The organism is Pseudomonas sp. 05N432 (assembly GCF_056396945.1).
This window is the reverse complement of sequence record NZ_JBFTMM010000009.1, coordinates 121,826-147,606: the sequence shown is the minus strand read 5'-3', so window position 1 is coordinate 147,606 and position 25,781 is coordinate 121,826. Positions and strand designations below refer to the sequence as shown.

The following is a 25,781-nucleotide window of genomic DNA, read 5'->3' as shown; positions in this document are numbered from 1 at the left end:
GAAGTGTCGCCATGGAGCTGGCACCCTTGTTGCTAACACCACTCTATCCGCCGAGTGAGTGTCAAAAAATTGCGGGTCGTCAGAGAGAGTAGACCATGAGCCAAGGTATTGAATTTAATCGGTTGATGTTGGACATGCGGTCCATGCAAATGGACGCCATGGCTCAGCCGAAAGCGGCAGTCGCGGTGCCGGAAATGGGCGGTAGCAGCTTTTCCGACCTGCTCGGCAAGGCCGTCAACAAGGTCAACGACACTCAGCAGGCTTCGAACCAGCTGGCCAATGCTTTCGAAATTGGCAAAAGCGGCGTCGACCTGACAGATGTAATGATTTCCTCGCAGAAGGCCAGCGTGTCTTTCCAGGCGTTGACCCAAGTGCGTAACAAGCTGGTTCAGGCATACCAAGACATCATGCAGATGCCGGTTTAAGGACGAGATTGAGTCATGGCAGAAGCAGTCGCCGATAACGTTCCGGCCAAGGTCACGCCAGCAGACGGCAAACCGCCGTTGTTTGGTCTGTCCTTCCTGGAAAACCTCTCCGAGATGACCATGCTGCGTCAGGTGGGCCTGTTGGTTGGCCTGGCTGCGAGCGTGGCGATTGGTTTTGCCGTGGTGCTGTGGTCGCAGCAACCCGACTATCGACCGCTGTATGGCAGCCTTGCCGGTATGGACGCCAAGCAGGTCATGGCAACCCTGGCCGCCGCTGACATTTCCTACACGATTGAACCCAACTCCGGTGCCTTGCTGGTCAAGGCCGATGATGTGTCGCGTGCGCGGCTCAAGCTTGCCGCTGCTGGTGTCACTCCCAGCGACGGCAATATCGGTTTTGAAATCCTCGACAAGGACCAGGGCCTTGGGACCAGTCAGTTCATGGAGGCGACCCGTTATCGTCGTGGCCTTGAGGGTGAACTGGCACGGACCATTTCCAGCCTGAACAACGTCAAGGGTGCCCGTGTGCACCTGGCGATTCCGAAAAGCTCGGTATTCGTGCGTGATGAACGCAAGCCAAGCGCATCGGTGCTGGTCGAGCTGTATTCCGGTCGCTCGCTGGAACCGGGTCAGGTCATGGCCATCATCAACCTGGTCGCGACCAGTGTTCCCGAGTTGAGCAAGTCGCAGATCACCGTCGTCGACCAGAAGGGCACCTTGCTCTCCGATCAGGCGGAAAACTCTGAACTGACCATGGCCGGCAAGCAATTCGATTACAGCCGCCGCATGGAAAGCATGCTCACTCAGCGTGTGCACAATATTCTGCAGCCAGTGCTGGGTAACGACCGCTACAAGGCTGAAGTCTCCGCCGACGTGGATTTCAGTGCAGTCGAGTCGACTTCGGAGCAGTTCAACCCGGATCAGCCAGCCCTGCGCAGCGAGCAATCGACTTCCGAACAGCGCACCGCCAGCAACGGTCCGCAAGGCGTTCCCGGTGCACTGAGCAACCAGCCGCCATCGCCGGCTTCGGCGCCACAAACTACCGGTGGCTCGAGCGCTTCCGCGGGCATGGTCCAGCCAGGTCAGCCGCTGCTGGATGCCAACGGCCAGCAAATCATGGACCCGGCAACCGGTCAGCCGATGCTGGCACCGTACCCGGCAGACAAGCGTCAACAATCCACCAAGAACTTCGAGCTCGACCGTTCCATCAGCCACACCAAGCAACAGCAGGGCCGATTGAATCGTCTGTCGGTTGCGGTCGTTGTGGATGATCAGGTCAAGGTCAATGCGGCCAACGGTGAAACCACCCGTGCGCCGTGGAGCGCCGATGAATTGGCGCGCTTCACGCGTCTGGTGCAGGACGCCGTCGGTTTTGATGCCAGCCGTGGCGACAGCGTCAGCGTGATCAACGTGCCGTTCTCGGCCGAGCGTGGCGAAGTCATCGCTGACATTCCGTTCTACTCGCAGCCCTGGTTCTGGGATGTGGTGAAACAGGTTCTCGGCGTGTTGTTCATCCTGGTGCTGGTATTCGGCGTGCTGCGTCCGGTGCTCAACAACATCACCGGCGGCGGTAAAGGCAAGCAGTTGGCGGGTCTGGGCAGCGATATGGAGCTCGGTGGCATGGGCGGCCTGGACGGCGAACTGGCCAACGACCGCGTCAGCCTCGGTGGCCCGCAAAGTATTCTGCTGCCTAGCCCGAGCGAAGGCTATGACGCACAGTTGAACGCAATCAAGAGCCTGGTGGCCGAAGATCCGGGTCGTGTGGCTCAGGTCGTGAAAGAGTGGATTAACGCAGATGAGTGATAACCGAGCCGCTATCGCCAAACTCAGCCGGGTCGACAAAGCCGCGATTCTGCTGCTGTCCCTGGGTTCAACCGATGCTGCGCAAGTGCTGCGCCACATGGGGCCCAAAGAGGTCCAGCGTGTGGGTGTGGCCATGGCGCAAATGGGCAACGTGCACCGCGAGCAGGTCGAGCAGGTGATGAGCGAGTTCGTCGACATCGTCGGCGATCAGACCAGCCTCGGCGTCGGCTCCGATGACTATGTGCGCAAGATGCTCACCCAGGCGCTGGGCGAAGACAAGGCCAACGGCCTGATCGACCGAATTCTGCTGGGTGGCAATACCAGCGGTCTGGACAGCCTGAAGTGGATGGAGCCGCGTGCCGTGGCGGACGTGATCCGTTACGAGCACCCGCAGATCCAGGCTATCGTCGTGGCGTATCTCGACCCGGATCAGGCCGGCGAAGTGCTCGGTAACTTCGACCATAAAGTACGCCTCGATATTATTTTGCGCGTGTCTTCGCTGAACACCGTACAGCCTGCCGCGCTGAAAGAGCTCAACCAGATTCTCGAGAAGCAATTCTCCGGCAACTCCAACGCCGCGCGCACCACCCTGGGTGGTATCAAGCGTGCAGCCGACATCATGAACTTCCTCGACAGCTCGATCGAAGGTCAGCTGATGGACTCGATCCGCGAAGTCGACGAAGACCTGTCCGGTCAGATCGAAGACCTCATGTTCGTGTTCAACAACCTGTCCGACGTCGACGACCGCGGGATTCAGGCATTGCTGCGCGAAGTCTCCTCGGACGTGCTGGTGCTGGCCCTCAAGGGCTCGGACGAAGGCGTCAAGGAAAAGATCTTCAAGAACATGTCCAAGCGGGCGGCCGAATTGCTCCGCGACGACCTCGAGGCCAAGGGCCCGGTCCGCGTCAGCGATGTGGAAACCGCACAGAAAGAAATCCTCACCATTGCCCGCCGTATGGCCGAAGCCGGAGAAATCGTTCTCGGCGGCAAGGGCGGCGAGGAAATGATTTAACGCCATGGCATCCAAGAGTGATGAGTCGCCCACCGATCTGATCCGTGCGCGTGATGTCCGCGGTTTTGATACCTGGTCGTTGCCCAGCTTCGACCCGCACGTTCCGGAGCCTGAACCCGAGCCCGAGCCCGAGCCGCCGGAGATGGAAGAAGTGCCGCTGGAGGAAGTCCAGCCACTGACCCTCGAAGAGCTCGAAAGCATTCGTCAGGAAGCCTACAACGAAGGCTTCGCCACCGGTGAGCGAGAAGGTTTTCACAGCACCACGCTCAAGGTTCGTCAGGAAGCTGACGTGGCCCTGAGCGCGAAGCTCGCCAGCCTTGAATTGCTGATGGGCAATCTGTTCGAGCCGATTGCCGAGCAGGATACGCAGATCGAGAAGTCCCTGGTCGGGCTGGTCCGGCACATTGCCAAACAGGTGATTCAGCGCGAACTGGCCATCGACTCGACGCAAATCGAACACGTCATGCGCGAAGCCCTGAAATTGCTGCCGCTAGGTGTGGGGAATGTGCGTCTGTACATCAACCCGCAGGACTTCGAGCAGGTCAAGGCATTGCGTGAACGCCATGAGGAGACCTGGCGCATCGTTGAAGACGAAGCCATGTTGCCGGGCGGATGCCGGGTCGAGACCGAGCACAGCCGCATCGACGCGACCGTAGAAACCCGTATCACGCAGATCATGGCCAAGCTGTTCGATCAATTGCACGATCAGGCTCTGCATCCGGCCGAGGCGGATTTGACGCTGGAACTACCCGTCAGCGAAAAGCCATCTGCCGCAGCACTTGAGCCAGAGCCGGAAATCGCTGATGCGCCTTGATCGCACCAGCTTCGGCAAGCGCCTGAGCACTTATGCACAGGCCACCGAGTTGCCCGGCCAACCGATCCTCGAAGGGCGCTTGCTGCGCATGGTCGGCCTGACGCTCGAAGCCGAGGGCCTGCGCGCCGCCATGGGCAGCCGTTGCATGGTAATCAACGACGACAGTTATCACCCGGTACAGGTCGAAGCCGAAGTCATGGGTTTCTCTGGCAACAAGGTGTTTCTGATGCCGGTCGGCAGTGTCGCCGGCATCGCCCCGGGCGCCAGGGTGGTGCCCTTGGCCGATGCCGGGCGCTTGCCGATGGGCATGAGCATGCTCGGGCGGGTACTGGATGGCGCCGGCCGTGCGCTGGACGGCAAGGGCGGAATGAAAGCCGAAGACTGGGTGCCGATGGATGGTCCCACCATCAACCCGCTCAAGCGCGACCCCATCAGCCAGCCGCTGGACGTGGGTATTCGCTCCATCAACGGATTATTGACAGTCGGTCGCGGTCAGCGCCTCGGTCTCTTCGCCGGCACCGGCGTCGGCAAGAGTGTGCTGCTGGGCATGATGACCCGCTTCACCGAGGCCGACATCATCGTGGTCGGGCTGATCGGCGAGCGGGGGCGCGAGGTCAAGGAATTCATCGAGCACATCCTCGGTGAAGAGGGGCTCAAGCGTTCCGTGGTGGTGGCGTCGCCTGCGGACGATGCGCCGCTGATGCGTCTACGCGCTGCGATGTATTGCACGCGAATCGCCGAGTATTTCCGCGACAAGGGCAAGAACGTCCTGTTGCTGATGGATTCACTGACCCGTTTTGCTCAGGCGCAACGGGAAATCGCCCTGGCCATCGGTGAGCCGCCGGCGACCAAGGGTTATCCGCCATCGGTATTCGCCAAACTGCCGAAACTGGTGGAGCGTGCCGGTAATGCCGAGGCGGGCGGCGGTTCGATTACTGCGTTTTATACGGTGTTGTCCGAGGGCGACGACCAGCAGGACCCGATCGCCGATGCCGCACGGGGCGTGCTCGACGGGCACATCGTCCTGTCGCGACGCCTGGCGGAAGAGGGGCATTACCCGGCGATCGACATCGAAGCGTCCATCAGTCGGGTCATGCCGTCGGTGGTCAGCCCGGACCACATGACCCGTGCGCAGTACTTCAAGCAGTTGTGGTCGCGTTATCAGCAAAGTCGCGACCTGATCAGTGTCGGCGCCTATGTGGCGGGCGGCGATCGGGAAACCGATCTGGCGATCTCGTTGCAGCCGCAATTGGCCAAGTACCTGCGTCAGGGCCTGAACGACAGCATCAACCTGGGCGAGAGCGAGGCATACCTTGGCTCGATCTTCGCCCCGGCGGCTGGCGGCTAACACCTCATGGCCCAGAGCCGGTCGGCGCGCCTGGCGCCCGTGGTCGATATGGCTGAAAAGGCCGAAAAGACCGCTGCCCAGCGCCTGGGACACTTCCAGGGCCAGGTGCGATTGGCCGAAAGCAAGCTCGCCGACCTCGAAAACTTCCGCCTCGAGTACCAGGAACAATGGATCGTACGCGGCAGCAGTGGCGTCTCGGGGCAATGGTTGCTGGGGTATCAGGGCTTTCTCGCGCAACTCGGCACGGCGATCGATCAGCAGCGCCAAAGCCTGGCCTGGCACCAGAACAACCTGAACAAGGCGCGTGAGACCTGGCAGCAGGCGTTTGCCCGGGTTGAAGGGCTGCGCAAGCTCGTGCAGCGCTACATTGATGAGGCTCGCCAACTCGAAGACCGGCGCGAGCAAAAACTGCTTGATGAGCTTTCCCAGCGTTTGCCGCGCCACGACCCGTATTGRGCGATCTTTTGACCTTGCTCATGCTCCCTGCAAGTGCTAAACCTTCTACACGTTGCCAATGACAGGGAAGCCGCAGCATGTCAGTCGTTACAGAAGTATCTCCGGATGGGCAAAAACTCACGATTTCGGTCAAGGGGCGGTTCGATTTCGCCAAGCATCAGGAATTTCGCGAGTCCTACGAGCGTCCCGACGGGCAGATGCCAAACTCGGTGGTGGTCGACTTGAAAGAGGCGACTTACCTCGACAGCTCGGCGTTGGGTATGTTGCTGCTGTTGCGTGATCATGCTGGCGGAGACAACTCCGATATTCGCGTGGTCAACAGCAGTTCCGATGTGAAGAAAATCCTCGCCATCTCCAATTTCGACAAGCTGTTCGACATCACTTGATCGTCATGTCGACGCTGCCCGAACCGCTGACCGTGCTGATCGCAGAAGACAGTGCGGCCGATCGCTTGCTGCTGTCGAGTATTGTTCGTCGTCAGGGGCATGAGGTGTTGGCTGCGGCCAGCGGCGCCGAGGCGGTTGAGCTGTACCAGCAGCAGCGTCCGCAACTGGTATTGATGGACGCGATGATGCCGGTGATGGATGGTTTCGAAGCGGCGCGACAAATCAAGCTGCTGGCTGGCGAAACGCTGGTGCCGATCATCTTCCTGACCTCGCTGACGGAAAGCGAAGCCTTGGCGCGTTGCCTGGAGGCGGGTGGCGACGACTTTCTGGCAAAACCCTATAACCAGGTGATCCTCAGCGCCAAGATCAAGGCGATGGATCGTTTGCGGCGCTTGCAGGCGACGGTCCTGGAGCAGCGCGATCTGATCGCCAGGCACCATGAGTACCTGCTCAATGAGCAGCGGGTGGCCAAGGCGGTATTCGACAAGGTCGCTCACTCCGGTTGCCTGAGCGCTCCCAATATCCGTTATTCACAATCCCCTTATGCACTGTTCAACGGCGATCTGTTGCTGGCGGCATTTACGCCTGCCGGTGACATGCATGTGCTGTTGGGGGATTTCACCGGTCATGGCCTGCCGGCAGCGGTCGGCGCCATGCCGCTGGCGGAAGTGTTCTACGGCATGACTGCCAAGGGGTACGGTCTGTCGGAAATGCTGTGCGAGATGAACGCCAAGCTCAAGCGTATCCTGCCGGTGGATATGTTCTGTTGCGCGACCCTGTTGTGCCTGAGTTTTCAGCGTCGTTCAGTAGAGGTCTGGAACGGCGGTATGCCGGATGGTTATCTGCATGATATCGCCAACGACAAACGCACCGTATTGCCGGCGCGGCATCTGCCACTGGGCGTGTTGAGTGCGCAAGCCTTTGATGATCGCACCGAGGTGTTCCCGATGGCCCTCGGCGACCGGGTGTTCCTGTTGTCGGACGGCGTGATCGATACCTGTGATGCCGACGACCAGTTGTTTGGTGTCGAGCGGTTGCAGCAGGTGTTTGCCGACAATCGCCAGCCAGACCGACTGTTCGAGGAGATCGAGCAGGCGCTGCGGGATTTCCGTGGTGAGGCGCGTGACGATGTCAGCATGCTCGAGGTTCGCCTGCTCGAGGCCTCGCAACTCACGCCGCCGGCCATGGTGTATTCCGACAGCAGTGTGTCTTGCCCGCTGGATTGGTCGGTGAGTTTTGAATTTCGTGCTGACTCGCTCAGGCGCTTCAACCCCTTGCCTTATCTGATGCAATTGTTGCTTGAGGTGCATGGGTTGCGGGCGCAAAGCGGGGCGCTTTACAGTGTGCTGGCCGAGCTCTATTCCAATGCGCTGGAGCATGGTGTACTGGGCCTGGATTCGAGTATCAAGCGCGATGCCTCCGGGTTTGCGCGGTATTACGAGCAGCGCAATGCGCGTCTGGAGGCGCTTGAGGATGGCTACCTGCGGCTGCATATGCAGTTGTCGCCGCAAGGTGCGGGAGGCTGTCTGGTGGTGGAAGTCGAAGACAGTGGCGCAGGGTTCGACGTGCAGCGGGTCATGGCTCGACCGGTCGACGATGGCCGTTTGTCGGGTCGTGGTGTGAGTCTGATTCGTCAGTTGAGCCATAACGCCAGTTGGTCGGACAATGGCCGGCGTGCCCGCGTGGAGTTTTCCTGGGAGGCTCAGGCATAATCCGTGCATTCTTGATCAAGGAGCGAGCAAGTGACTGACATTCATCTGGATCACGACGTACTGAGTGCGCTGCAAGAAGTCATGGAGGATGAGTACCCGATACTTCTGGATACTTTCCTTCAGGACTCCGAAACACGTTTGACCCAACTTCGCGAAACTCAGGACCCCGACCAGTTGCTCAGTGCCGCCCACAGCTTCAAGGGCAGCAGCAGCAACATGGGGGCTACGCGCCTGGCTGAACTGTGCAATGAGCTGGAGCAGCGAGCCAAACAAAAAAGCCTTGCGGGAATTGAAGAGCTGGTCGGAGAAATCGACGGCGAATTTGCCATTGTCCGACGCTTGTACCGTGAAGAGCGCCAGCGTTTTCATTGTTGAAAGCACCATCGTTGCAGGTTTTTCCAGCGCCTGAGCAAACCTGGCTCGACCCTTGCAGCTTTGTTTCTCAACTGTACCTACGATCCCAGTGCAGCGGAGACCGTTATGCCCCTCGCCCCGAATTCGCTTCTTCAGGCCGCCTCGCAGGCCAAGACCAAGGTTGCGTCTGCCAGCGTGCCTGTCACTGCGCCGGCAGCGCCTGCAGAGCCCCGGGACAAGGCTGCAAGCTTTTCTCAGGTCTATGCCAGGCAGGCGCAAGCTACCCCGGCGTCCAGTACTGACGGGGCCGGTAAAAACGTGCGTGACAAAGTGGCGGACAGCACCGGCAAAAAAGTGGCGCCTGACAACAAGTCTGCCGCCCCGCAGGCGAGCGTTGCCGATAGCGGCAAATCTTTGCCTGCCGACAAACCGGCGGATACCAGCGACAAGGCCGCAAGCGACAAGGCCACAAGCGACGTAAGTGGCGCGAGCGATTCGGCAGCAGCCAAGGATGCCCCGGTAGCTGATAGCACTCCGCTCGACCCCACTCTCGATCCGGCATTGGCGCAGGCGGTGCAGCCGACGCCGGTGCCAGTGCCGGTACCTGATCCGCAAGCACCGCCAGTGGTCGCTCAGGTTCAGACCCAGCCTCAGGTCGATCCGGCTCTTGCGGCGACGGTGACGCCTGCACCGGCTCAGCCTGTGGCTGCGACTGATCCTTCGTTCGATCCTGCATCCGATCCTTTGGACGCGATGCCGGCCGTGCGCCTGGCACTGGAGCAAAGTGGTCACGTGTCGGCCTCCAGCCAGTCCCCGACCAAAGCGACACCGGATCAGGCCGATGGCGAGCCCACTGCAGCGCAGAACTTTGCCAATGGCATGGCGAGCATGCTTGACGTGCAAGCCAGCAAGGACAGCACCAGCCAGGGCGGCGAAAAGTCCTTCAGCGGTTTGATTGACGACGGGCTCAAGGATTTGAAATCGGCGACCAGTGACACGCGCGTTGACGATTTTGCCAATCGCCTGGCAGCGTTGACCCAGGCCGCCACGCCAAAGACCGCGAATGCGTTGCCGGTGAATCAACCGATCGCCATGCATCAGAGCGGCTGGACCGAGGAAGTGGTCAATCGGGTCATGTATTTGTCGAGTGCCAACCTCAAGGCGGCTGATATTCAGCTTCAGCCAGCGGAATTGGGTCGCCTGGATATTCGGGTGAACATGGTTCCCGACCAGCAGACTCAAGTGACCTTCATGAGTGCTCACGTTGGCGTGCGTGAGGCGCTGGATAGCCAGATGCATCGTCTGCGCGACATGTTTGCCCAGCAAGGCATGGGGCAGGTCGATGTCAACGTGTCCGACCAGTCCCGCGGCTGGCAAGGGCAAGGGCAGCAGCAGGCCCAGCAAGGCCAGGGCGCCGGCACGACTGCCATCGGTGGTCGTCTGGGCTCGGCGGATGAAGAGTTGGCGGCAAGCGTGGCTGAAGCTGCCGCCAGCACGACCAGCGTCATTGGCTCCAGCGCAGTCGATTACTACGCCTGACGAGTTGCAGCAACCCGAACAGATCGCAGCCTTCGGCAGCTCCTACGCCCCGCCTTTGTAGGAGCTGCCGAAGGCTGCGATCTTTTGATATCGGCATTAGCCGACCGCTACACCATTTTCCCTCCTGACACTTCTGGCATAACACTTGCTCTTGCCTTGCCGTGCACCTGTGAAAACTCGAATAGTGACGGATTATTGGCATGGCGAAGAGCGAAGCAGCAGTGAAAGACCCTGCCGGGAAAGGCAAACTCAAGCTTATTCTCGTGATTGTGCTGGCCGTGCTGCTGGCGATCGGTCTGTCCGTGGGGGCGACCTGGTACTTCATGCACAGCGCTCAGAGCAAGCCTGCGCCTGCAGCCGAAACCGCCAGTAATGCCAAGCCTGCGGCGATTTATGAACCCATGGCTCCGGCCTTCGTGGCCAACTACAACCAGAATGGCCGTCAGCGCTACATGCAGGTGAGCATTACCCTGCAGGCGCGTAACCAGGCCGATCTGGATGCGCTGAAAGTGCATATGCCGGTGATTCGCAACAACCTGGTCATGCTGTTCTCCGGACAGAGTTTCGACACCCTGGCGACTCCGGTCGGTCAGGAAATGCTGCGCCAGAAAGCCACTGCCAGTGTGCAGGAAGTCGCGCAGAAAGAAGTCGGCAAAGTCGTTATCGACCAGTTGCTGTTTACCAATTTCGTACTGCAGTAGGAACACGACATGGCCGTGCAGGACCTGCTGTCCCAGGATGAGATCGATGCGCTGTTGCATGGCGTCGACGATGGTCTGGTACAGACCGACAACGCTGCTGAACCGGGCAGTGTCAAAAGCTATGACCTGACCAGTCAGGATCGCATCGTCCGTGGACGCATGCCGACCCTGGAAATGATCAACGAGCGGTTTGCCCGTTACACGCGCATCAGCATGTTCAACATGTTGCGGCGTTCGGCGGATGTCGCTGTGGGTGGTGTGCAGGTGATGAAGTTCGGCGAATACGTGCATTCGCTGTACGTACCGACCAGTCTCAACCTGGTCAAGATCAAGCCGTTGCGCGGTACCGCATTGTTCATCCTCGACGCCAAACTGGTGTTCAAGCTGGTGGACAACTTCTTCGGCGGTGACGGTCGTCACGCCAAGATCGAAGGCCGTGAATTCACCCCGACCGAATTGCGCGTCGTGCGCATGGTGCTGGAGCAGGCCTTCGTTGATTTGAAAGAAGCCTGGCAAGCGATCATGGAAGTCAATTTCGAGTACATCAACTCGGAAGTGAACCCGGCCATGGCCAACATCGTCGGGCCGAGCGAAGCGGTGGTGGTCTCGACCTTCCACATCGAACTCGACGGCGGCGGTGGTGATCTGCACGTGACCATGCCGTACTCGATGATCGAGCCGGTCCGCGAAATGCTCGATGCCGGCTTCCAGTCGGACCTCGACGATCAGGACGAACGTTGGGTCAACGCCCTGCGTCAGGACGTGCTCGACGTCGACGTGCCGATCGGTGCCACGGTTGCCCGTCGTCAGTTGCGTTTGCGGGACATCCTGCACATGCAGCCAGGGGATGTGATCCCGGTCGAGATGCCGGAAGAGATGATCATGCGCGCCAACGGCGTGCCGGCCTTCAAGGTCAAGATGGGCTCCCACAAGGGCAACCTGGCGTTGCAAGTGATCGAGCCGATCGAGCGACGCTGATCTGCGTTCGCACACATTCGCTTTTAATTGACGGTTTCCAATTGATTGGTTGCCCGCTGAGGACAAATGATGGCTGACGAAATGAATACCCAGGACGACCAGGCGCTGGCCGATGAATGGGCTGCGGCGCTCGAAGAAACAGGTGATGCCGGACAGGATGATATTGACGCCTTGCTGGCCGCCGATGCGGCGAGTTCGTCGTCCTCCAATCGTCTGGCCATGGAAGAGTTCGGCAGCGTGCCGAAGAACCACGAGCCAGTGACCCTCGACGGTCCTAACCTGGACGTGATTCTGGACATCCCGGTGTCGATTTCCATGGAAGTCGGCAGCACCGATATCAACATTCGTAACCTGCTGCAGCTCAACCAGGGCTCGGTGATCGAACTTGACCGTCTGGCCGGCGAACCGCTGGACGTGCTGGTCAATGGCACGCTCATCGCTCACGGCGAAGTGGTGGTGGTCAACGAGAAGTTCGGCATCCGCCTGACCGACGTGATCAGCCCAAGCGAACGCATCAAGAAGCTGCGCTGAGTGAAGGCGTTTCTCGGCGTATTGCTGGCCTTGCCGCTCAGTGCGTGGGCGGCGGAACCGGTAGCGGCGGTCGCGACACCAGCGGTCGGCAGCGGCGTGGCCGGGCAGTTGACTCAACTGGTGCTGGGGTTGCTGCTGGTGCTGGGCCTGATCTTCTTCCTAGCCTGGTTGTTGCGCCGTGTTCAGCAGGCGGGTCCTGCCGGCAAAGGGCAGGTGATCGAGCTGATCGGCTCGCGCGCCCTCGGGCCGCGTGATCGCCTGGTGCTGGTGCAAGTTGGTAACGAACAGATTCTGCTTGGGCTGACCCCGGGCACCATTACCCCGTTGCATGTGCTCAAGGAGCCGGTGCAAGTGCCGAGCACCGAGCAGGCGACCCCCGAGTTTGCCCAGCGCCTGATGGAGTTGCTGGGTAAAGATAAGGATAAGAAGTAATGCCGTTGCGCATCCTGTTGGCACTGGTCCTGATGCTGGCCGCGCCGTTGGCGTTCGCTGCCGACCCGCTGTCGATCCCGGCGATCACCCTGGGCACGAACGCCAATGGCGCTCAGGAGTACTCGGTCAGCCTGCAAATCCTGCTGATCATGACCGCGCTGAGCTTCATCCCGGCGTTCGTCATGCTGATGACCAGTTTCACCCGGATCATCATCGTGTTCTCGATCCTGCGTCAGGCCCTGGGTTTGCAGCAGACACCATCGAACCAGATCCTCACCGGCATGGCGCTGTTTCTGACCATGTTCATCATGGCGCCGGTCTTTGATCGGGTGAATCAGGATGCCTTGCAGCCGTATCTGGCCGAGAAGCTGACGGCTCAGGATGCAGTCGCCAAGGCGCAAGTACCGATCAAGGACTTCATGCTGGCGCAGACCCGTAGCAGTGACCTTGAGCTGTTCATGCGCCTGTCCAAACGCACCGACATCGCGACGCCGGATCAGGCGCCGCTGACCATTCTGGTGCCGGCCTTCGTGACCTCGGAGCTGAAGACCGCGTTCCAGATCGGCTTCATGATCTTCATTCCGTTCCTGATCATCGACCTGGTCGTTGCCAGTGTGCTGATGGCCATGGGCATGATGATGCTCTCGCCGCTGATCATTTCGCTGCCGTTCAAGATCATGCTGTTTGTGCTGGTGGATGGCTGGGCGTTGATCATCGGTACGCTGGCGAGCAGTTTCGGCGGTGTTTAGACAGAGTGGGCGGGTAGGGCGATATGACTCCTGAAGTTGCGGTAGACCTGTTCCGTGAGGCGCTTTGGCTGACCACCATGATGGTCGCCATATTGGTCGTTCCGAGTTTGCTGGTGGGGCTGCTGGTGGCGATGTTTCAGGCGGCCACGCAGATCAACGAACAGACCCTGAGCTTCCTCCCGCGTTTGCTGGTGATGCTGATCACGCTGATCGTTGCCGGTCCGTGGCTGATACAAACCTTCATGGAATACATACTGCGCTTGTACACCAGTATTCCGCAGTTGATCGGCTAAACCATGTCATTGCTGGCGCTGACCGATGCGCAAATCAGTACCTGGGTGGCCAGCTTCATGCTGCCGCTATTTCGGGTTGGCGCGGTGCTGACGACCATGCCGGTCTTCGGCACGACCCTGGTGCCCAGGCGTATCCGGCTGTATTTCGCAGTGGCGATAACGGTGGTCATTGCGCCGGGCCTGCCGCCTATGCCGCAGGTCAATCCGCTGGACTTGAGTGGTCTGCTGCTGATTGCCGAACAGATACTGATTGGCGCGCTGCTGGGGTTTTCCTTGCAGTTGTTCTTTCAGGCGTTTGTGGTGGCCGGGCAGATTGTTTCGATTCAGATGGGCATGGGCTTCGCGTCCATGGTCGACCCCACCAACGGCGTGTCGGCGGCCGTCATCGGGCAGTTCTTGACGATGTTGGTGACGTTGCTGTTTCTGGGGATGAATGGCCATCTGGTGGTGTTTGAAGTCCTCACGGAAAGCTTCACCACCCTGCCGGTGGGCAGTGGCATGCTGGTCAATCATTTCTGGGAAATGGCCGGCAAGATGGGCTGGGTGCTGGGGGCGGCGATGCTGCTGGTATTACCGGCAATCACCGCGCTACTGGTGGTCAACATTGCCTTCGGGGTCATGACTCGCGCGGCGCCGCAACTGAATATCTTCTCTATCGGTTTTCCGCTGACCCTGGTGCTGGGTCTGGTGATTTTCTGGGTCAGCCTGGGGGACATTCTCAACCAGTATCAACCGCTGGCCACCGAGGCCTTGCAGTTGTTGCGTGATATGGCACAGGCGCGCTGAGTCATGGCTGAAAGCGAGAGCGGTCAGGACAAGACAGAAGACCCCACGGACAAACGCAAAAGGGACTCCCGTGAAAAGGGCGAGATCGCGCGCTCCAAAGAACTCAATACGTTGGCGGTGATGCTGGCCGGTGCGGGCGGATTGCTGATCTATGGCGGCGGTCTGGCGCTGGATCTGCTGGAAATCATGCGCCTGAACTTCTCCCTGCCGCGTGAAGTGGTGCTGACTCCGGATGCCATGGGCCTGTATTTGCTGAAGTCGGGCAAGATCGCGATTATCGCGGTGCAACCGGTGCTGCTCACTTTGTTGCTGGCGGCGATCATTGGTCCGATTTCCCTGGGCGGTTGGTTGTTCGCCGGCAGTAGCCTGGCGCCCAAGTTCAGTCGAATGAACCCGGCCAACGGCCTCAAGCGGATGTTTTCGTCCACGGCGTTGATCGAGCTGCTCAAGGCCCTGGCAAAATTCCTGTTGGTGCTGTTCGTCGCGCTGAGCGTGCTGCGCTCGGACATTGACGACTTGTTGCGAATCGCCCATGAGCCACTGGAGCAGGCGATTATTCACAGTGTGCAGCTGGTGGGCTGGAGCACCTTGTGGATGGCTTGCGGGTTGATTCTGATCGCGGCGGTCGATGTGCCGGTTCAGCTTTACCAGAGTCACAAGAAGCTGCTGATGACCAAGCAGGAAGTGCGTGACGAGCACAAGGATCAGGAAGGTCGCCCAGAGGTCAAGCAGCGGATTCGTCAGTTGCAGCGCGAGATGTCCCAGCGGCGGATGATGGCGGCCATTCCTGAGGCCGATGTGGTCATTACCAACCCGACCCACTATGCGGTGGCGCTCAAGTACGATCCGGAGAAGGGTGGGGCGCCGATGCTGGTGGCCAAGGGCAGCGACTTCCTGGCGCTGAAGATCCGCGAAATCGCGGTGGCTAATGAGGTTTTGCTGCTTGAGTCGCCGGCTCTGGCGCGTTCGATTTATTACTCCACCGAGCTTGACCAGGAAATTCCTGGTGGGCTCTATCTGGCGGTTGCTCAGGTGCTGGCTTACGTTTATCAGATCCGCCAGTACCGTGCCGGCAAGGGTAAGCGTCCGGATCCGCTCAAGGATGATTTGCCGATTCCACCGGATCTGCGCCGCGATTCCTGACCGGCTTATCTCTTGACGGTGTACTCCGATAAAAACTATGGGAGCTGGCTTGCCTGCGAAGGCGGCCTGACAGCCGGCCTATCTCTTGCAGATGTACCCCAATCAAAATTGTGGGAGCGAGCCTGCTCGCGATGGCGGCCTGACAGCCGGCCTATCTCTTGCAGATGTACACCAATCAAAACTGTGGGAGCGAGCCTGCTCGCGATGGCGGCCTGACAGCCGACCAATCTCTTGCAGGTGTACATATCCATTCCTGCGGTAACGGCCACTTAGGGTTTCGCCCTGACGGCGACTCCCTTTGGCAAACGCCCCAAAGGAAGCAAAGGTCTTCGCCCCAAGCGTACGGCACCTCGCCTAGGCTCGGCGTCCCCTCGTTCCGGCATTCATCAGGGGGCATCGCCTACGGTCTGCTGCGCGACGACCTCCTCTCGATGTGTCCGGCTGCGCCGTACGGCGCTGCGCGCCCACCCCCTGATGAACACCTCCACTCGGCCTCCCGAAGGGGCGGGTAGATCAAAAGCAAAGCACGGCGGCCTGACAGCCGGCCTGAGTGGTGGGGGCGTGCTACTGCATTGTGGGGGGCGATATCCGTAGGAGCTGCCGAAGGCTGCGATCTTTTGATCCTGGCGGCCTGAAAGCCGACCTGACTTTTGCAGGTGTACACCCATCAAAACTGTGGGAGCGAGCCTGCTCGCGAAGGCCGCACCGCGGTGTATCAGGAAAACCGCTAATAGCCGTTTGAGCTGATGACCAAACACCTGAAAGCCCCGCCTTCAAGAGAAGCGCGGGGCTTTTTATTCAATCGCGATTATTACCTGGCGCCCCCAGCACTTTCACCACGTCATCGATGACGGCTTTGCTCATCTCCTGCAAGTAGTGGGAGGCCCAGGCATAGCGGTCGGTTTTGCGCTCCATCGCTGCATCTTCGGCCAGCATCCTGGAGAGGTGGAGCAGGTCGGAGACATGGGACAAGGCAGTGAGCAGAGGGACGCCACTGTTGACGCGGAACAGGGCTTGATCGTTGTGGATGGAGAAGGGGGTGAGGCCGGCGGTTTTTAATTCGTGGAGGTGCGAAGATTTGTTCATGGTGAGGTTCTCGTTTACTGGTTAGAGCGGCCTCGTTTACTCATCGGGTTTCCATGCCCGGTCGCTGATTTGGCAGCGACCACTGAAGACTAGCGATGCCACTTCCGAGGGGCAACCTTGAAAGCCTGTCGGACAAATCCCTGTGTTTTCTGGATTTGTAGCTGAATTCTTAGGATGGGCGTTGAATATTCCGGCCTCTTCGCGAGCAGGCTCGCTCCCACAGGGGATTTGTGGGCGGCGCAGATCAACTGTGGGAGCGAGCCTGCTCGCGAAAGCGTCTTCCCAAGCGCTGCCGGACCCTTTGCTGAACGCGCTGTTTCAAGCCCCGCGCAAAAGTTGGAAGGCTTCTTGCAATAGCCGGCCTGCGCCCGCTTCAGGCGTCAAAAGTTTGCTTCAAGGAACGGGGAATACCGGTGGATCGCTCTCAGTTAATCAACAGTGCCCGCAGCAACCTGGCAGACCTCAGTCGAGGCAATCTGGGTGTGCCGCTGTTGCTGTTGGTCATGCTGGCCATGATGATGTTGCCGGTCCCGCCGTTCCTGCTCGATGTGTTCTTCACTTTCAACATTGCGCTGTCGATCGTTGTGCTGCTGGTCTGTGTCTACGCCTTGCGGCCGCTGGATTTTGCGGTGTTTCCGACCATTCTGCTGGTCGCCACGCTGCTGCGACTGGCGTTGAACGTGGCTTCGACCCGGGTGGTGATGCTCCACGGTCAGGACGGCCATGCCGCCGCCGGCAAGGTGATCCAGGCCTTCGGCGAGGTGGTGATCGGCGGTAACTACGTGGTCGGTATCGTGGTCTTCGCGATTTTGATGATCATCAACTTCGTCGTGGTGACCAAAGGTGCCGGGCGGATTTCCGAGGTCAGTGCGCGTTTTACCCTCGATGCGATGCCGGGCAAGCAGATGGCCATCGACGCCGACTTGAACGCCGGCCTGATCGACCAGCCCGCAGCCAAGCTGCGTCGTATGGAAGTGGCCCAGGAGGCCGAGTTCTACGGTTCGATGGACGGTGCCAGCAAGTTCGTGCGCGGTGACGCCATCGCCGGTCTGCTGATTCTGTTTATCAACCTGATTGGCGGTATGGCGGTCGGGATCTTCCAGCATGGCATGAGCTTCGGCGATGCCGGCAAGGTCTACGCGTTGTTGACCATCGGTGACGGTTTGGTGGCGCRATTGCCATCACTGCTGCTGTCTACCGCCGCGGCAATCATGGTGACCCGTGCTTCCGGTTCGGAAGACATGGGTAAGCAGATCAATCGGCAGATGTTCGCCTCGCCCAAGGCGTTGGCGGTGGCGGCCGGTTTGATGGCGGTCATGGGCCTGGTGCCAGGCATGCCGCACTTCTCCTTTCTCAGCATGGCCGCCGTCGCAGCGGGCGCCGCGTATCTGTTCTGGAAAAAGCAGAACATCGTCAAGGTTCAGGCTCTGGAAGAGGTCAAGCGCCAGCAGGAGCTGCTGCCGTCGCCGGCACGGGCCATGGAAACCAAAGAGCTGGGCTGGGATGACGTGACCCCGATCGACATGATCGGCCTGGAAGTTGGTTACCGGCTGATTCCGCTGGTGGATCGTAACCAGGGTGGTCAGTTGCTGGCGCGGATCAAGGGCGTGCGCAAGAAGCTTTCCCAGGATCTGGGCTTCCTGATGCCGACCGTGCACATTCGCGACAACCTCGACCTGGCGCCAAGTGCCTACCGCCTGACCCTGATGGGGGTGATCCTCGCCGAGGCGGAGATTTATCCGGATCGGGAACTGGCGATCAACCCCGGGCAGGTCTACGGCACGCTCAATGGCATCACCGCCAAAGATCCGGCCTTTGGCCTGGAGGCAGTCTGGATCGAAATCAGTCAGCGTCCGCAGGCGCAGTCCCTGGGTTACACCGTGGTTGATGCAAGTACGGTGGTGGCGACTCACCTCAACCAGATTCTGTACAAGCACTCCAGCGAGCTGATCGGCCACGAAGAAGTTCAGCAACTCATGCAATTGCTGGCCAAAAGCTCGCCAAAACTGGCCGAGGAGCTGGTGCCAGGCGTCGTTTCGCTGTCGCAGCTGCTCAAAGTGCTGCAAGCCTTGTTGGCCGAACAGGTTCCGGTTCGCGACATTCGCAGCATTGCCGAAGCCATCGCGAACAATGCCGCCAAGAGTCAAGATACTGCCGCTCTGGTGGCGGCCGTTCGCGTTGGCGTATCGCGCGCTATCGTCCAAAGCATTGTAGGCACTGAGTCCGAGCTGCCTGTGATCACCTTGGAGCCAAGGTTGGAACAAATATTGCTCAATAGTCTTCAGAAGGCAGGACAAGGCTCGGAAGAGGGTGTTCTGCTGGAGCCAAGCATGGCAGAGAAGCTGCAACGTTCGTTGATCGACGCCGCGCAGCGTCAGGAAATGCAAGGTCAACCGGTGATTCTGCTCGTAGCAGGTCCGGTACGCGCGATGCTCTCGCGGTTCGGACGTCTGGCAGTGCCGGGGTTGCATGTGTTGGCGTATCAGGAAATCCCTGACAACAAGCAAGTGACCATCGTTGCGACAGTAGGGCCCAACGGCTGAGGTAGTGGTTTATGCAAGTTAAGCGTTTTTTCGCCGCCGATATGCGTCAGGCCATGAAGCTGGTTCGTGATGAGCTGGGCGCTGATGCGGCCATTATCGGTAATCGCCGGATTGCCGGTGGTGTCGAGCTGACGGCTGCCCTGGATTACAAGCTGTCGGCACTGGCACCGCGTGTACCGAACATTGAACTCGAAGACGAGTTGCGCAAGACCCAGTCGCGGATCGTCACGGCTCAGGCCGAATTGAGCCTGCGTGGCGACGGTGAAGGTGACGCGAGCGTCGGCACCAATCGCCAGTTGTTTGCCGGCCTGCCGCTGACTGCTGCGGAACCGTTGATCGAGCCGACCTTTGCTGAGCGGCCGCGTCCTGCTCCAGCGCCTGTGCATTCTGCCGGGGTTGATCCGCGGGCTTTCGACTCGATGCGTTTCGAACTCAATGGCCTGCGTGAACTGCTCGAAGTGCAGTTGGGTTCGCTGGCCTGGAATCAGTTGCAAGGCAGTCGCCCGCAGCAAGCCAACCTGTGGCGTCGCCTGCAACGCATTGGCCTGTCCGGTCCGTTGTCGCGCGATCTGCTGGAACTGATTACTGAAATTGAAGAGCCCCGCCAGGCCTGGCGCATGCTGTTGGCGCACCTGGCGCGGATGATCGTGACTCCCGAGATCGAACCACTGGAAGAGGGTGGCGTGATCGCCATGGTCGGCCCTGCCGGCATGGGCAAAACCACGACGCTGGCCAAGCTGGCCGCGCGTTACGTGCTCAAGTACGGCGCGCAGAACATCGCATTGGTGAGCATGGACAGCTTCCGCATCGGTGCCCAGGAACAGCTCAAGACCCTGGGGCGTATCCTCAATGTCTCGGTGACTCACGTCGACCCGGGCCAGTCCCTGGCGCAAGCCCTTGATCCGCTGTTGCGCAAGCGTGTGGTATTGATCGACACCGCCGGCCTGCAGGCCAGTGATCCGGCGTTGCGCATGCAGCTGGAAAGCCTGGCCGGTCGCGGGATCAAGTCGAAGAATTATCTGGTGCTGGCCACTACCAGCCAAAAGCAGGTACTGACTGCCGCCTATCACAGTTACAAGCGGTGCGGGCTAGCAGGCTGCATTCTGACTAAACTGGATGAAACAGCGAGCCTGGGCGAGGTGTTGAGCCTGGCAATCAGCCACGAATTACCTGTCGCTTATCTGACCGACGGGCCACGGATCCCGGATGATCTACATTTACCGCGCCGGCATCAGTTGGTCAGTCGCGCCGTTAGCGTGCAGATGCAGGAAGAACCCAGCGAAGAAGCCATGGCTGATATGTTCGCTGACCTCTACCACAGCCCGGCCAAGCGTGTCGGCTGAGGTAATAATGAATAGATTTGTATCTACATCGATGGCCTGCCATGCATTGTTCACAAGTGAGCGCGCAGCCAGTCATGTAGTCCGCGTCTAAGCAAGACAAGGTAAAGAACGAACATGGGCAGCATGCATCCCGTACAGGTGATCGCAGTGACCGGCGGCAAAGGTGGCGTCGGGAAGACTAATGTGTCAGTGAACTTGTCCCTGGCTCTTGCTGAGCTCGGCCGGCGCGTCATGCTGCTGGACGCCGATCTGGGGCTGGCGAACGTCGACGTCCTGCTGGGGCTCACGCCCAAGCGTACGCTGGCCGACGTCATCGAAGGCCGCTGTGAACTGCGCGATGTATTACTTCAGGGGCCGGGCGGAATTCGCATTGTTCCAGCAGCGTCCGGTACCCAGAGCATGGTTCACCTGAGCCCGGCCCAGCACGCTGGCCTGATTCAGGCATTCAGCGACATCGGCGATAACCTCGACGTATTGGTGATCGACACGGCGGCGGGTATTGGTGAGTCGGTCGTGAGTTTTGTTCGCGCAGCCCAGGAAGTATTGCTGGTGGTTTGCGACGAGCCGACGTCGATTACTGACGCCTACGCGCTGATCAAGCTGCTCAACCGCGATTACGGCATGAACCGCTTCCGCGTGCTGGCCAACATGGCGCAAAGCCCGCAGGAGGGACGAAATCTGTTCGCCAAGTTGACCAAGGTCACGGATCGCTTCCTCGACGTCGCCTTACAATACGTCGGTGCGGTGCCTTACGACGAATGCGTGCGCAAGGCGGTGCAGAAGCAGCGCGCCGTGTATGAAGCGTTTCCTCGTTCCAAGTGTGCGCTGGCATTCAAGGCCATCGCGCAGAAAGTCGATACCTGGCCGTTGCCCGCCAACCCGCGTGGGCACCTGGAGTTTTTCGTCGAGCGTCTGGTGCAGCAAACTGCGGGTCCGGTTCTATGACAGCCAGTGGTTACAACCTGTACAAGAAGTCGGCGCGTGACGCGCAGTACGAACTGATCGAGCGTTACGCGCCACTGGTAAAACGTATTGCCTATCACCTGTTGGCGCGCCTGCCGGCCAGTGTTCAGGTCGAGGACCTGATCCAGGCAGGCATGATCGGTTTGCTTGAAGTGTCGACCAAATACGATGCGAGCAAAGGTGCGAGTTTCGAGACGTACGCGGGGATCCGTATCCGTGGCGCGATGCTCGATGAAGTCCGCAAGGGTGACTGGGCGCCACGCTCGGTACACCGCAATACCCGGATGGTGAGTGATGCGATTCGCTCAATTGAAGCTAAAACCGGGCGTGACGCTAAAGATCACGAGGTTGCGGCCGAACTCCAATTGAGTCTCGACGATTATTACGGGATTTTGAATGACACCTTGGGCAGTCGCCTGTTCAGCTTCGACGATCTGTTGCAGGACGGCGAGCATGAAGGGCTGCACGAGGATGGCGCGAGTGCTCATCTCGAACCGTCGCGTGACCTGGAAGATGAACGCTTCCAGGCTGCGCTGGCGGATGCGATTGCCAACTTGCCGGAGCGTGAGCGACTGGTGTTGGCGCTGTACTACGACGAAGAGCTGAATCTCAAGGAAATCGGTGAGGTCCTGGGGGTCAGTGAATCCCGGGTCAGCCAGTTACACAGCCAGTGCGCAGCCCGTTTGCGGGGGCGTTTGGGGGAGTGGCGAGCGCGCTGACAGCAGTGTGGGGACACTGCGAACGAAACAGGCAGGGTGTAACGCTGTGCCGGTCTTCATCCGTTGTGCTCCAGACAGTCGTCGAGTGCTCTGCCTGATTGATTGAATGGCGTGTTCAGGTGCTGAACGCGTTTAAGACTGCTTGGAGGTCGAATTGGACAAGAACATGAAAATCCTCATCGTTGATGACTTCTCAACGATGCGGCGGATCATCAAGAACCTGTTGCGTGACCTTGGGTTCACCAACACGGTCGAGGCGGACGACGGTATTACCGCCATTCCCGTTCTCAACAGCGGGAGCATCGACTTTCTGGTAACGGACTGGAACATGCCTGGCATGACCGGTATCGACTTGCTGCGCCACGTGCGCGCCGATGAAAAGCTCAAGCACCTGCCGGTGCTGATGGTCACCGCCGAAGCCAAGCGCGAGCAGATCATCGAAGCCGCTCAAGCCGGTGTAAACGGCTATGTGGTCAAACCCTTCACGGCCCAGGCGTTGAAAGAGAAGATCGAAAAAATATTCGAACGCATCGGTTGATGTGCTGAGCCACTGCGCCACGGGGGAGCTATGGAGCAAAGAGAATCTTCACAGGGCGATTTCGAGTCGACCCTGAAAAAACACGCTCACGAACTGGTCGAAAGCCTTGAAAAGGGCAGGTTCGGTGACGCTGTGCAACTGATCCATGAGCTCAATCAGACCCGTGACCGTGGCCTGTACCAGGAGGTGGGCAAGCTCACTCGCGAGCTGCATAGCGCGATCGTCAATTTTCAGATTGACCCGAACATGCCGCAAGCCGAGGAAGTCTCACAGATCACGGATGCCACTGAGCGCCTGTCCTATGTGGTCAAGCTGACCGAAGCGGCCGCAAACCGGACCATGGATCTGGTCGAGAACAGTACTCCGCTGGTCAATGGCCTGAGCACTGACGCCCAGGCCCTGAGCGCGGACTGGGGGCGTTTCATGCGCCGCGAAGTCGGTGCCGAGGAATTCCGCGAACTGGCCCGGCGTGTCGACGGTTTCCTGACGCGTAGCGTCGAGGAGAGCCAGGTCGTCTCGGGCAACCTCAACGATATTCTGCTGGCTCAGGATTACCAGGACCTGACCGGTCAGGTGATCAAGCGCGTGACTCAATTGGTCACCGAAGTAGAAAGCAACCTGCTCAAGCTCGTGCTCATGGCCAGTCAGGTAGACCGCTTTGCGGGCATCGAACATGACCATGAAGCGATGCTGGCTGAAAAAGATCCGCAAAAACATCTCTCTCAGGGTGAAGGTCCGCAGATTCATGCCGATAAAAGAGAAGACGTTGTGTCCGGTCAGGACGATGTGGACGATTTGTTATCCAGCCTAGGATTTTAGAGTTTTAGCATTTTAGGTTTTTTAGGTTTTTAGACCTTTAGGAGCACCCCCTTAATGAGCTTCGGCGCCGATGAAGAGATCCTTCAGGATTTCCTGGTTGAGGCCGGCGAGATTCTAGAGCAACTGTCCGAACAGCTGGTGGAGCTGGAAAGCCGACCAGATGATGCGGATTTGCTCAATGCAATTTTTCGCGGTTTTCACACTGTAAAAGGGGGCGCCGGCTTCCTCCAGCTCAACGAGCTGGTGGAGTGCTGTCACATCGCCGAGAACGTGTTCGACATCCTGCGCAAGGGTGAGCGTCGCGTCGACTCGGAACTGATGGACGTGGTTCTCGAAGCGCTGGACGCGGTGAACAGCATGTTCAGCGAAGTCCGCGAACGTGCACCGATCACCGCGGCTACACCGGAACTGCTGGCGGCTCTGGCCCGTTTGGCCGAGCCTCAAACAGCCGATGTGGCGCAACCAGTTGCAGAAGTGGTTGAAGCACCTGCCGCTGAAAGCGAATCGGGCGACATCACCGACAATGAATTCGAACTGCTGCTGGACTCGCTGAACGCGGTCAAGGCGCAAGCCGAGGCGGGGACGCCTGTAGCCCCGGCACCTGAAGCGGCTGCCGGCAGCGATGAAATCACCGATGCCGAGTTCGAGTCATTGCTCGACCAATTGCACGGCAAAGGCCAGTTCGCCCCTGATGCAGTGGCGGCAGCCCCTGCCGCACCGGCTGCCCCGAAAGCGGCAGGCGACAGCTCCGACATTACCGATGACGAATTCGAAGCACTGCTCGATCAGTTGCATGGCAAAGGCAACTTCGCCGTTGATGCTCTGGAATCGGCAATTGCTGCCGTTCCGGCGCCTGCGGCACCTGTGGCTGCAGCCGCGGGTAGCGATCTGATCTCTGATCACGAGTTCGAATCGCTGCTCGACGAATTGCATGGCAAAGGCAAGTTCACGGAGGTCGGCACGGCTGCTGCTTCGGTGGCGGCGCCAGTTGCCAAGGCTGCAGCGCCAGTACCTGTGGCTAAAGCGCCCGAGCCAAAAGCCGAAGCGCCTAAACCTGCTGCCGCTGCTGCACCGGCCCCAGCTCGCGCACCGGCCTCACCGCCCCCGGAAAAACCGGCCAGTGAAGCCGAGACCACGGTACGTGTGGATACCGCGCGTCTCGACGAAATCATGAACATGGTCGGCGAACTGGTACTGGTGCGTAACCGCTTGGTCCGTCTGGGCCTCAACAGCGGCGACGAAGCCATGTCCAAGGCCGTGTCGAACCTCGACGTGGTCACGGCCGACTTGCAGACCGCAGTCATGAAGACCCGGATGCAGCCGATCAAGAAAGTCTTCGGGCGCTTCCCACGACTGGTTCGCGACCTCGCGCGCCAGTTGAAGAAAGAGATCAACCTGGAGCTGGTCGGCGAAGAAACCGACCTCGACAAGAACCTCGTCGAGGCCCTGGCCGACCCGCTGGTCCACTTGGTGCGTAACTCGGTCGACCACGGTATCGAAGAACCGGCCGATCGTGAGGCGATGGGCAAACCTCGCAGCGGTAAAGTGATTCTGTCCGCAGAACAGGAAGGCGATCACATCCTGCTGTCCATCTCTGATGACGGCAAGGGTATGGACGCTGATGTCTTGCGCGGTATCGCCGTGAAGAAAGGCTTGATGGACAAGGATGCGGCGGACCGTCTCAGCGAGTCCGACTGCTTCAACCTGATCTTCGCGCCGGGTTTCTCGACCAAAACCGAGATCTCCGACGTGTCCGGTCGTGGCGTGGGCATGGATGTGGTGAAAACCAAGATCGCCCAGCTCAACGGCACCATCAATATCTACTCGACCAAGGGCAAAGGCTCGAAGATCGTCATCAAGGTCCCGTTGACCCTGGCGATCATGCCGACGTTGATGGTCATGCTCGGCAACCAGGCCTTTGCTTTCCCGCTGGTCAACGTCAACGAGATTTTCCATCTCGACCTGTCGCGCACCAACGTGGTCGACGGTCAGGAAGTGGTAATTGTGCGGGACAAGGCGCTGCCATTGTTCTACCTCAAACGCTGGCTGGTCAGCTCCGCCGCTCATGAAGAGCAGCGTGAAGGCCACGTGGTGATCCTTTCGGTGGGCACACAGCGGATCGGTTTCGTCGTCGATCAGTTGGTGGGTCAGGAAGAAGTGGTCATCAAGCCATTGGGCAAAATGCTCCAGGGAACCCCGGGCATGTCCGGCGCCACCATTACCGGTGACGGCCGCATCGCCTTGATTCTCGATGTTCCGAGCATGCTCAAGCGTTACGCCGCACGGCGTATTTGATTCTGGTGGAGCG

At 59.5% G+C, this 25,781-nt stretch carries 26 protein-coding genes; 25 read left to right on the top strand and 1 reads right to left on the bottom strand.

The features are described 5' to 3' along the window. Positions 1-95 precede the first annotated feature (95 nt). The 18 genes from fliE (at position 96) to flhB (ending at position 15,462) form a co-directional block, all read left to right on the top strand. Positions 96-425, top strand: coding sequence for a flagellar hook-basal body complex protein FliE (gene fliE / locus AC1DHT_RS12005; RefSeq protein WP_427529933.1), 330 nt, complete (start codon positions 96-98; stop codon positions 423-425). 15 nt (positions 426-440) lie between these two features. Beyond that, a complete protein-coding gene (fliF, locus tag AC1DHT_RS12000; RefSeq protein WP_427539075.1) occupies positions 441-2,228 on the top strand; it encodes a flagellar basal-body MS-ring/collar protein FliF in 1,788 nt (595 codons plus the stop codon). Further along, complete coding sequence (fliG, locus tag AC1DHT_RS11995) at positions 2,221-3,240, top strand: flagellar motor switch protein FliG (RefSeq protein ID WP_019692390.1); 1,020 nt, start codon at positions 2,221-2,223, stop codon at positions 3,238-3,240. The genes fliF and fliG overlap by 8 nt, the downstream gene beginning before the upstream one ends. A 4-nt stretch (positions 3,241-3,244) precedes the next feature. Then, entirely contained in the window at positions 3,245-4,054 is an 810-nt protein-coding gene (gene fliH, locus AC1DHT_RS11990) for a flagellar assembly protein FliH (protein ID WP_427539072.1), read from the top strand. Next, positions 4,044-5,402, top strand: coding sequence for a flagellar protein export ATPase FliI (fliI, locus tag AC1DHT_RS11985; protein ID WP_427539069.1), 1,359 nt, complete (start codon positions 4,044-4,046; stop codon positions 5,400-5,402). The genes fliH and fliI overlap by 11 nt, the downstream gene beginning before the upstream one ends. 6 nt (positions 5,403-5,408) lie before the next feature. Continuing rightward, on the top strand, positions 5,409-5,870 hold the full coding sequence (fliJ, locus tag AC1DHT_RS11980) for a flagellar export protein FliJ (RefSeq protein WP_477761364.1): 462 nt from the start codon (positions 5,409-5,411) through the stop codon (positions 5,868-5,870). A gap of 65 nt (positions 5,871-5,935) precedes the next feature. Then, positions 5,936-6,244 (top strand): STAS domain-containing protein, encoded by a 309-nt coding sequence (locus AC1DHT_RS11975; protein ID WP_427539063.1) that lies wholly within the window; start codon positions 5,936-5,938, stop codon positions 6,242-6,244. A 5-nt stretch (positions 6,245-6,249) separates the two neighbouring features. Then, positions 6,250-7,956 (top strand): SpoIIE family protein phosphatase, encoded by a 1,707-nt coding sequence (locus AC1DHT_RS11970; protein ID WP_442114726.1) that lies wholly within the window; start codon positions 6,250-6,252, stop codon positions 7,954-7,956. Between the two features lie 30 nt (positions 7,957-7,986). Then, positions 7,987-8,331, top strand: a complete 345-nt coding sequence (locus AC1DHT_RS11965) for an Hpt domain-containing protein (RefSeq protein ID WP_427539057.1) — start codon at positions 7,987-7,989, stop codon at positions 8,329-8,331. A 105-nt stretch (positions 8,332-8,436) separates the two neighbouring features. Then, entirely contained in the window at positions 8,437-9,849 is a 1,413-nt protein-coding gene (locus tag AC1DHT_RS11960; RefSeq protein ID WP_427539054.1) for a flagellar hook-length control protein FliK, read from the top strand. Positions 9,850-10,049: 200 nt separating this feature from the next. Beyond that, on the top strand, positions 10,050-10,550 hold the full coding sequence (gene fliL / locus AC1DHT_RS11955; protein ID WP_216741851.1) for a flagellar basal body-associated protein FliL: 501 nt from the start codon (positions 10,050-10,052) through the stop codon (positions 10,548-10,550). Between the two features lie 9 nt (positions 10,551-10,559). Further along, complete coding sequence (gene fliM, locus AC1DHT_RS11950) at positions 10,560-11,528, top strand: flagellar motor switch protein FliM (protein ID WP_010456950.1); 969 nt, start codon at positions 10,560-10,562, stop codon at positions 11,526-11,528. 69 nt (positions 11,529-11,597) lie between these two features. Beyond that, positions 11,598-12,059 carry a flagellar motor switch protein FliN gene (gene fliN, locus AC1DHT_RS11945; RefSeq protein ID WP_427539050.1) on the top strand — a complete coding sequence of 154 codons (462 nt, stop codon included), beginning with the start codon at positions 11,598-11,600 and terminating at the stop codon, positions 12,057-12,059. Then, positions 12,060-12,491, top strand: coding sequence for a flagellar biosynthetic protein FliO (gene fliO, locus AC1DHT_RS11940; RefSeq protein WP_103315621.1), 432 nt, complete (start codon positions 12,060-12,062; stop codon positions 12,489-12,491). After that, positions 12,491-13,240 carry a flagellar type III secretion system pore protein FliP gene (fliP, locus tag AC1DHT_RS11935; protein WP_427539046.1) on the top strand — a complete coding sequence of 250 codons (750 nt, stop codon included), beginning with the start codon at positions 12,491-12,493 and terminating at the stop codon, positions 13,238-13,240. Before fliO ends, fliP begins: the two co-directional genes overlap by 1 nt. A gap of 23 nt (positions 13,241-13,263) precedes the next feature. Further along, entirely contained in the window at positions 13,264-13,533 is a 270-nt protein-coding gene (gene fliQ / locus AC1DHT_RS11930; RefSeq protein ID WP_054596295.1) for a flagellar biosynthesis protein FliQ, read from the top strand. 3 nt (positions 13,534-13,536) lie between these two features. Further along, a complete protein-coding gene (fliR, locus tag AC1DHT_RS11925) occupies positions 13,537-14,319 on the top strand; it encodes a flagellar biosynthetic protein FliR (protein WP_427529953.1) in 783 nt (260 codons plus the stop codon). Positions 14,320-14,322: 3 nt separating this feature from the next. After that, on the top strand, positions 14,323-15,462 hold the full coding sequence (gene flhB, locus AC1DHT_RS11920) for a flagellar biosynthesis protein FlhB (RefSeq protein WP_427539043.1): 1,140 nt from the start codon (positions 14,323-14,325) through the stop codon (positions 15,460-15,462). A 798-nt stretch (positions 15,463-16,260) separates the two neighbouring features. Here the strand turns inward: flhB and AC1DHT_RS11915 are convergent. Continuing rightward, a complete protein-coding gene (locus tag AC1DHT_RS11915) occupies positions 16,261-16,548 on the bottom strand; it encodes a DUF3077 domain-containing protein (RefSeq protein ID WP_427539040.1) in 288 nt (95 codons plus the stop codon). A 413-nt stretch (positions 16,549-16,961) separates the two neighbouring features. On the opposite strand from AC1DHT_RS11915, the gene flhA reads away from it, so the two are divergent. The 7 genes from flhA to AC1DHT_RS11880 all read left to right on the top strand — a co-directional run bounded on the left by flhA (position 16,962) and on the right by AC1DHT_RS11880 (position 25,768). After that, on the top strand, positions 16,962-19,091 hold the full coding sequence (flhA, locus tag AC1DHT_RS11910) for a flagellar biosynthesis protein FlhA (protein WP_477761363.1): 2,130 nt from the start codon (positions 16,962-16,964) through the stop codon (positions 19,089-19,091). An 11-nt stretch (positions 19,092-19,102) separates the two neighbouring features. Then, entirely contained in the window at positions 19,103-20,434 is a 1,332-nt protein-coding gene (gene flhF / locus AC1DHT_RS11905) for a flagellar biosynthesis GTPase FlhF (protein WP_427529958.1), read from the top strand. A 114-nt stretch (positions 20,435-20,548) separates the two neighbouring features. After that, a complete protein-coding gene (gene fleN, locus AC1DHT_RS11900; protein WP_019692370.1) occupies positions 20,549-21,379 on the top strand; it encodes a flagellar synthesis regulator FleN in 831 nt (276 codons plus the stop codon). After that, complete coding sequence (gene fliA / locus AC1DHT_RS11895) at positions 21,376-22,116, top strand: RNA polymerase sigma factor FliA (RefSeq protein WP_007894214.1); 741 nt, start codon at positions 21,376-21,378, stop codon at positions 22,114-22,116. The genes fleN and fliA overlap by 4 nt, the downstream gene beginning before the upstream one ends. 166 nt (positions 22,117-22,282) lie before the next feature. Further along, complete coding sequence (locus tag AC1DHT_RS11890) at positions 22,283-22,654, top strand: chemotaxis response regulator CheY (RefSeq protein ID WP_008006721.1); 372 nt, start codon at positions 22,283-22,285, stop codon at positions 22,652-22,654. 30 nt (positions 22,655-22,684) lie between these two features. Continuing rightward, positions 22,685-23,473: a protein phosphatase CheZ gene (locus AC1DHT_RS11885; protein ID WP_054596301.1), complete on the top strand. Its 789-nt coding sequence runs from the start codon at positions 22,685-22,687 to the stop codon at positions 23,471-23,473. Positions 23,474-23,527: 54 nt separating this feature from the next. Then, entirely contained in the window at positions 23,528-25,768 is a 2,241-nt protein-coding gene (locus AC1DHT_RS11880) for a chemotaxis protein CheA (RefSeq protein WP_427539034.1), read from the top strand. Positions 25,769-25,781 lie beyond the last annotated feature (13 nt).

Coding starts and splice junctions, on each gene's coding strand:
- AC1DHT_RS11960 (WP_427539054.1), top strand. CDS start 8,437: ATGCCCCTCGCCCCGAATTCGCTTCTTCAGGCCGCCTCGCAGGCCAAG.
- fliP (WP_427539046.1), top strand. CDS start 12,491: ATGCCGTTGCGCATCCTGTTGGCACTGGTCCTGATGCTGGCCGCGCCG.
- fliQ (WP_054596295.1), top strand. CDS start 13,264: ATGACTCCTGAAGTTGCGGTAGACCTGTTCCGTGAGGCGCTTTGGCTG.
- fliL (WP_216741851.1), top strand. CDS start 10,050: ATGGCGAAGAGCGAAGCAGCAGTGAAAGACCCTGCCGGGAAAGGCAAA.
- fliR (WP_427529953.1), top strand. CDS start 13,537: ATGTCATTGCTGGCGCTGACCGATGCGCAAATCAGTACCTGGGTGGCC.
- AC1DHT_RS11880 (WP_427539034.1), top strand. CDS start 23,528: ATGAGCTTCGGCGCCGATGAAGAGATCCTTCAGGATTTCCTGGTTGAG.
- AC1DHT_RS11890 (WP_008006721.1), top strand. CDS start 22,283: ATGAAAATCCTCATCGTTGATGACTTCTCAACGATGCGGCGGATCATC.
- fliF (WP_427539075.1), top strand. CDS start 441: ATGGCAGAAGCAGTCGCCGATAACGTTCCGGCCAAGGTCACGCCAGCA.
- AC1DHT_RS11885 (WP_054596301.1), top strand. CDS start 22,685: ATGGAGCAAAGAGAATCTTCACAGGGCGATTTCGAGTCGACCCTGAAA.
- fliE (WP_427529933.1), top strand. CDS start 96: ATGAGCCAAGGTATTGAATTTAATCGGTTGATGTTGGACATGCGGTCC.
- fliM (WP_010456950.1), top strand. CDS start 10,560: ATGGCCGTGCAGGACCTGCTGTCCCAGGATGAGATCGATGCGCTGTTG.
- AC1DHT_RS11970 (WP_442114726.1), top strand. CDS start 6,250: ATGTCGACGCTGCCCGAACCGCTGACCGTGCTGATCGCAGAAGACAGT.
- fliI (WP_427539069.1), top strand. CDS start 4,044: ATGCGCCTTGATCGCACCAGCTTCGGCAAGCGCCTGAGCACTTATGCA.
- AC1DHT_RS11975 (WP_427539063.1), top strand. CDS start 5,936: ATGTCAGTCGTTACAGAAGTATCTCCGGATGGGCAAAAACTCACGATT.
- fliH (WP_427539072.1), top strand. CDS start 3,245: ATGGCATCCAAGAGTGATGAGTCGCCCACCGATCTGATCCGTGCGCGT.
- flhF (WP_427529958.1), top strand. CDS start 19,103: ATGCAAGTTAAGCGTTTTTTCGCCGCCGATATGCGTCAGGCCATGAAG.
- fliG (WP_019692390.1), top strand. CDS start 2,221: ATGAGTGATAACCGAGCCGCTATCGCCAAACTCAGCCGGGTCGACAAA.
- fliA (WP_007894214.1), top strand. CDS start 21,376: ATGACAGCCAGTGGTTACAACCTGTACAAGAAGTCGGCGCGTGACGCG.
- fliN (WP_427539050.1), top strand. CDS start 11,598: ATGGCTGACGAAATGAATACCCAGGACGACCAGGCGCTGGCCGATGAA.
- fleN (WP_019692370.1), top strand. CDS start 20,549: ATGGGCAGCATGCATCCCGTACAGGTGATCGCAGTGACCGGCGGCAAA.
- flhB (WP_427539043.1), top strand. CDS start 14,323: ATGGCTGAAAGCGAGAGCGGTCAGGACAAGACAGAAGACCCCACGGAC.
- AC1DHT_RS11915 (WP_427539040.1), bottom strand. CDS start 16,548: ATGAACAAATCTTCGCACCTCCACGAATTAAAAACCGCCGGCCTCACC.